Below are 5,785 nucleotides of genomic sequence, written 5' to 3' on the forward strand. Positions count from 1 at the left end.
GGGCCAGAAGAAGGTGTCAGGCGTTTTCGAGGCCTTCGGTTGAGAGGCCTTCGAGTTTGGGCATGAGTCGCAGGAGTTCTTTGGTGTATTCTGCTTTTGGCGCTGCGAAGAGTTGTTCGGTGTCCGCCACTTCGACCATCTTGCCCTGTCGCATGACGCCCACGCGGTCGCACATTTGCCGGACCACCGGCAGGTCGTGGCTGATGAACAGCATCGTGAGGCCGAGATGTTCCTGCAGGTCCTTGAGGATGTTGAGCACTTGCGCCTGAATCGACACGTCGAGTGCGGATGTGGGCTCGTCACAGATGAGGAACCTTGGCTGCGTGGCGAGTGCGCGGGCAATTGAGATGCGCTGGCGTTGGCCGCCAGAGAACTCGTGCGGGTACTTGCGGCCCGCTTCGGCCCCGAGGCCCACACGGTCCAAAAGCTCGTCGACGCGGTCCTGTACGGCACGCCCCTCGAGCAATTTGTGGTGGAGGACCGGCTCGGCCACGATGGCATCCACCCGCATACGCGGGTTGAGGCTGGAAAACGGGTCCTGGAAGATCATCTGGATCTGGCGCCGGTAGGCGTCGCGTTCTTCGCGCGAGGCCAGTTGCGTGATGTCGGTGCCGTCGAAATAAATATGGCCGCCGTTTGTCTCGTAGAGCGTGGCGATCATGCGCGCGACGGTGGATTTGCCGGACCCGCTTTCGCCCACAAGGCCAAACACCTCGCCCTCACGGATGTCGAAGCTGACCTTATCGACGGCTGTGAACATCTTGCGCCATGCAGGAACGATCGAGTCGCGCTGGACGAAGGTTTTTGTGATCCCGTCCACCTGCACCAGCGTGCCGGTTTTGGATTTGGGTGGCGTGGGCCAGTTGCGTGCAAGATCTTCGATGGCAAAGCGGGTGCTGCGGCCACCGTAGGAGAGTTGCGGGAAGCGGTGGACCTTGAGTGTCGCGCGGGGCACAGCGGCGATGAGCGATTTGGTGTACTCGTGTTCCGGCGTGCCCATGACCTGTTCGGTGGTGCCGCTTTCAACCACTTCGCCCTGGTACATGACCGTGACCCGGTCCGTGGTGTCGGCGATCACGCCCATGTCGTGGGTGATCAGGATGACCCCCACTTGCCGTTCGCGGGCAAGTTCTTTGATCAGGTCGAGGATCTGGGCCTGGATCGAGACGTCGAGCGCGGTCGTGGGTTCGTCCGCGATGATGACATCGGGTTCCGAGCAGAGAGCGAGGGCGATGACCACCCGTTGCCGCATGCCACCGGAGAACTGGTGGGGGTATTGTTTGACCCGTTCAGCCGGGTCGGGGATGCCGACGCGGTCGAGCAGACCCACGGCGCGGGCCTTGGCCGCCTTGTCGCCGAGTTTCAGGTGCGCTTCGATGGTTTCGGTCAGTTGGTCCTCGACCGTGAGGAGCGGGTTCAGGGACGTGAGCGGGTCCTGGAAGATCATGGAGATCTTGGCCCCGCGCAGAGCGCGCATGCCTGCCGCGTCGCGACCGCTGATCGCCTCGCCTCGGAAGCTGACGGTGCCGTCGGCGATGTGACCCGGTCGGTCGATCAGGCCCATGACTGCGGCGCCGATGGTGGATTTGCCCGCACCGGACTCGCCGACGAGGCCGTGGATTTCACCTGGGGCGACGGTGAGGTCGGCGCCGTTGACGGCGACGAAGGTTCCGCGGCGGGTGGGATAGTGGACCGAGAGGTCGGAGATGTCGAGGAGGGTATCGGTCACGTGTTTGTCCCGGATATGAATGGTGCACATAGCCGGCACCGCCGGCCAGCGCCCGACCGCCCCCCCGGGCGGGCGCTACACGCCCCCCCGCGGTCGGTCGCTGGCCTTGTGTAGAATAGGTCCGATGCCGCTGAAATCATCACCGCAACCTCGGGTTCAGCGCGTCGCGCAGCCAGTCGCCCAGCAGGTTGACGCTGAGTGCCAGCGCCAAAAGCGTGCAGGCGGGGAAGAAGAGGATCCACCATTCGCCGGAGAACAGGAAGCCTTGGCCGATGCGGATCAGGGTGCCCAGTGAGGGTTGCGTGGGGGGCGCGCCGACGCCGAGGAAGCTGAGGGTGGCTTCGGCGATGATGGCGAGGGCCAGCGAGATCGTGGCGATCACCAGCACTGGCGACAGCACGTTGGGTAGGATGTGTTTGACCATGATCGCGGGACCGCTGCGGCCGATGAGGCGGGCGGCTTGCACGTATTCCTTGCTCTTTTCGACCAGCGTGGCGCCGCGTACGACCCGTGCGAACTGCACCCAGTCCGACAGGCCGATGGCGATGATCAGGACCCAGATCGCCATTTGGTCGCGGTACTCGACGGGGGTGACGCCCTTGGCGATGCCAAAGATCAGCATGGCGACGAGGATGCTGGGAAAGGTCAGCTGCACGTCTGCGATGCGCATGATGATCGTTTCGGTCCAGCCGCCGACATAACCCGCGATCAAACCCAGAGAGATCCCGAGGACCATGGCGAAGAGCACGGCGGCAACGCCGACAAAAAGCGAGATTCGCATGCCGTAGAGGATGGTCGAGAACACGTCGCGGCCTTGGTCGTCCGTCCCCAGCCAGAACGTTTCACCGGTGAAGGCGTTGGGCTCCATCGGTTTGGAAAAGCCGTTCATCAGGTTCAGCGACGCCGGATCGAACGGGTTGTAGGGGGCCACAAGCGGGGCAAAGACGGCCCCCAGCACCAACAAGACCGCGACGGAAAAGCTGACAATGGCCACGGGTGAGCGCTTGAACTGGTAGAAGAAATCCGAATCCGCCCAACGTTGCAGACGGGTGGGAGCTTTGGTCGGGGTTTGAGCCGTATCGGTCATCTTAGTGTCCTCCCGCCCGGTCCACGCGCAGGCGCGGATCGATGGCGAAGTAAAGCAGGTCCACGATCAGGTTGATGCCCACGAACATGACAGAAATCAGCATCAGGTAAGCGGCCATGACCGGGATATCGACGAACTGGATCGCGTTGATAAACAAGAGGCCGACGCCCGGCCACTGGAACACCGTCTCGGTGATGATGGCGAAGGCGATGATGGAGCCCAATTGCAGGCCCGTGACCGTGATCACCGGCACCAGCGTGTTCTTGAGCGCATGGCGGAAGTTGATGGCCCGTTCCTTGAGCCCGCGGGCGCGGGCAAAGCGGATATAGTCCTGCCGCAGCACCTCAAGCATCTCGGAACGTACGAGGCGCATGATCAACGTCATCTGATAGAGGCCCAGGGTGATGGCGGGCAGGATGAGGGCTTTGAGCCCGCTTTCGGTCAGGAACCCGGTCGTCCAGTTCCCTATCCTCACTGTCTCACCCCGTCCGAAACTGGGCAGCCAGCCCAATTCGACGGAAAACAGGTAGATGAGCAAAATACCGATCAGGAAGGTGGGCAGGGATACGCCGATCAGTGAGGCCGACATGATGACGTTGGCCCAGAGCCCGTTTCGTCGGATCGCGGTGAAGACGCCAAGCCCGATGCCAAGCGCAATCGCGAGGAAGCCCGACACGGCTGCCAGTTCCAGCGTGGCTGGTGCGCGTTCCAGTAGGATGTCAGACACGGGGCGGCCCTGGCGATAGCTGACGCCGAAATTGCCCTGCACCGCCCCTTCGAGGAAACGGTAGTATTGCACTGCAAAAGGCTGATCCAAGCCAAGCTGCGCGCGCAGCCGCTCCACATCCTCAATAGTGCGTTCCTGACCCAGCATGTTGTCGATGGGATCACCAACAAAGCGGAACATGGAAAAGGCGACAAGGCCGACGACCAACAGGACGAGGGCGGATTGGGCGACACGTTGCAGGATGAAGGAAATCATTGCCCCGTCTCGCAAGATGTACGGGTGCGGTCAAGGGACAGTGGACCTGCGCACCATGCGGGCGGGACTGTTTTTGGTTGGAACACCACGGTTTGCACACAACCAAAGCAGGCCGTCCAAGGATGATGCCACGGGCGCATCTTTTCTTGCTTTTGCCCTTTCTTCGCCCGTTTTGCATTCCACCGTCGCGGGAACGACCCTTTGACTGGAGATACCTGTGAAACCCTGGACCCTTGTTGCTGTTTTGTGTGCGCTGTCAGCTTGCGCCGCCCCTACACCCCATCAAACCGGTGTAGGATTTTCGACGCCGGGTACGTCGGCGGCCCCTGCTGTTGCGCCACGGGCCCCGGCAGTTCAGGTGTCTGCCGCGAACCCCTCGGCTCTGCCATTTTATCAAGAGCAAACAAGGTCCTACACCAAGCGGGGGCGCTCGGCCAGCGAACGGTCAGCGGCCATGGATGCGTTCCGCGCGCGCACCTCGTTCTGGGAGAAAGGCGACAGTGAGCTTGTTACTCTTGGTAAATACCGTCTGAAGTTTCGACAGGTTCGCGTAGATACCCACGATTTCATTGTAGCGCATCACGCGTCGCACACGATCGGTGCACAGCGCTTCAATCTGGCGGGAAAGGCGCGTCAGATGGCGCAATCCAAGACGACATGTCAGATCAAGGACGGCACCTATCATGTGCGCGATGGTTACGAGAGCGGCATGGTCTTTGTGTTGAACTGCTAGGCTGACCCGAATTTGATGCGACCAGCCAAATAAAAAGGCCCACCCCAGGAAGCCGGGATGGGCCTTCTTGTCTTGGTATGTCGGATCAGTTGATCGTCACCCAGCGCAGGATGAAGAAGTTATCGGGGCGTTGGGTCAGGTCGACATTGGCTTTCGCACCCCAGACCAGCGGCTGGACGTACATGGGTACATATGCCACTTCGTCCTGCAGGATCTTGGTGGTTTCATCCAGCATGGCCTGACGTTTGGTGTCGTCGATTTCCGACTGGATCATGGGCAGCAATTCGTCCACCCGCGCGTTCGAGAACCCGCCGAAGTTCCACGAGCCGAGTTTCTTTTCCTCGTTCGGGGTTGTGGCCAAGAAGCGGATTGGGTGTTCGGCATCGAACGTGCCTGGCGACCAGCCCAGCAGGTACATGTCGTAATTGTCGGCGCGCAGTTCGGGCCAGTAGTTCTGGACCGGCATAGCGTCGAGCACGGCGGTGATGCCCACCTGCGCCAGCATGCCCGTGACGGCCTGACAGACGGCTTCGTCATTCAGGTAGCGGTCGTTGGGACATTTGAGGCCGAAGGAGAACCCATCGGCATACCCCGCCTCGGCCAACAGGGCCTTGGCCTGTTCGGGATCATAGGCCGGCCGGTCCGCAAGGCTGGCGGAGTAGCCGCGCATGGCCGGGCTGACCAACTGGCTGGCGGGCTCTGCGTTGCCACGCATGATCGTTTGCAGAATGGCAGGCACGTTGATGGCGTGGGCCACGGCCTGCCGGACCTTCGCATCCGCAAACGGGTTCGCGTCGGTGGTTTCACTGGAATACTTCAGTGCGTCGGCCTCATGCGGGAAGCCCAGCATGATGACCCGCGCCTCGATCCCCTGGATCACCTTGACGGCGTCATTGGCGGCAAGGCGTTCGGCGTCCTGAATGGGCACCGGGTTGATCAGGTCGACGTCACCGGACAGCAGAGCCGCTACGGCGGTGGCGGGGTTCTGGATTGGCGTCAGTTCGGCGCGAGTGATGTTGTGCTCGGCCGTGTCCCACCAGTCGGCATTGGGTTCAAGAACGGTGCGCAGGCCAGGTTCACGCGCAGTCACCTTGAACGCCCCGGTGCCATTGGTGTTCAGCGTCGCGTAGTTGCCGCTTTCCTTGTCGGGCAGGGTGGTGCTGTTCGCCTCGGCCCAGCCGCTGTCCATCATCATCCAATTGGCGATGCTGTCCGGGAAGATCGGGTTGGGGGCCGTGGTCATGATGTCGACGG

At 61.8% G+C, this 5,785-nt stretch carries 5 protein-coding genes; 1 reads left to right on the top strand and 4 read right to left on the bottom strand.

Going from position 1 to position 5,785, the window contains the following annotated elements; genetic code table 11:
* Nucleotides 1-16 precede the first annotated feature (16 nt).
* The 3 genes from AC6RA8_RS19640 to AC6RA8_RS19650 form a co-directional block, all read right to left on the bottom strand.
* Nucleotides 17-1,729, bottom strand: a complete 1,713-nt coding sequence (locus AC6RA8_RS19640; protein ID WP_500355092.1) for an ABC transporter ATP-binding protein — start codon at nucleotides 1,727-1,729, stop codon at nucleotides 17-19.
* A 139-nt stretch (nucleotides 1,730-1,868) separates the two neighbouring features.
* Entirely contained in the window at nucleotides 1,869-2,816 is a 948-nt protein-coding gene (locus AC6RA8_RS19645) for an ABC transporter permease (protein ID WP_500355094.1), read from the bottom strand.
* Between the two features lies 1 nt (nucleotide 2,817).
* The gene (locus tag AC6RA8_RS19650) at nucleotides 2,818-3,798 is read right to left on the bottom strand and encodes an ABC transporter permease (RefSeq protein WP_500355096.1); all 981 of its coding nucleotides are present in this window, start codon (nucleotides 3,796-3,798) and stop codon (nucleotides 2,818-2,820) included.
* A gap of 217 nt (nucleotides 3,799-4,015) precedes the next feature.
* On the opposite strand from AC6RA8_RS19650, the gene AC6RA8_RS19655 reads away from it, so the two are divergent.
* Complete coding sequence (locus AC6RA8_RS19655; protein ID WP_500355097.1) at nucleotides 4,016-4,531, top strand: hypothetical protein; 516 nt, start codon at nucleotides 4,016-4,018, stop codon at nucleotides 4,529-4,531.
* A gap of 85 nt (nucleotides 4,532-4,616) precedes the next feature.
* Here AC6RA8_RS19655 and AC6RA8_RS19660 read toward each other — a convergent pair.
* Nucleotides 4,617-5,785 (bottom strand): ABC transporter substrate-binding protein (locus tag AC6RA8_RS19660; protein ID WP_500355100.1); only part of this gene is annotated, 1,169 nt, incomplete at its 5' end.

Source organism: Tateyamaria sp. (assembly GCF_059783535.1).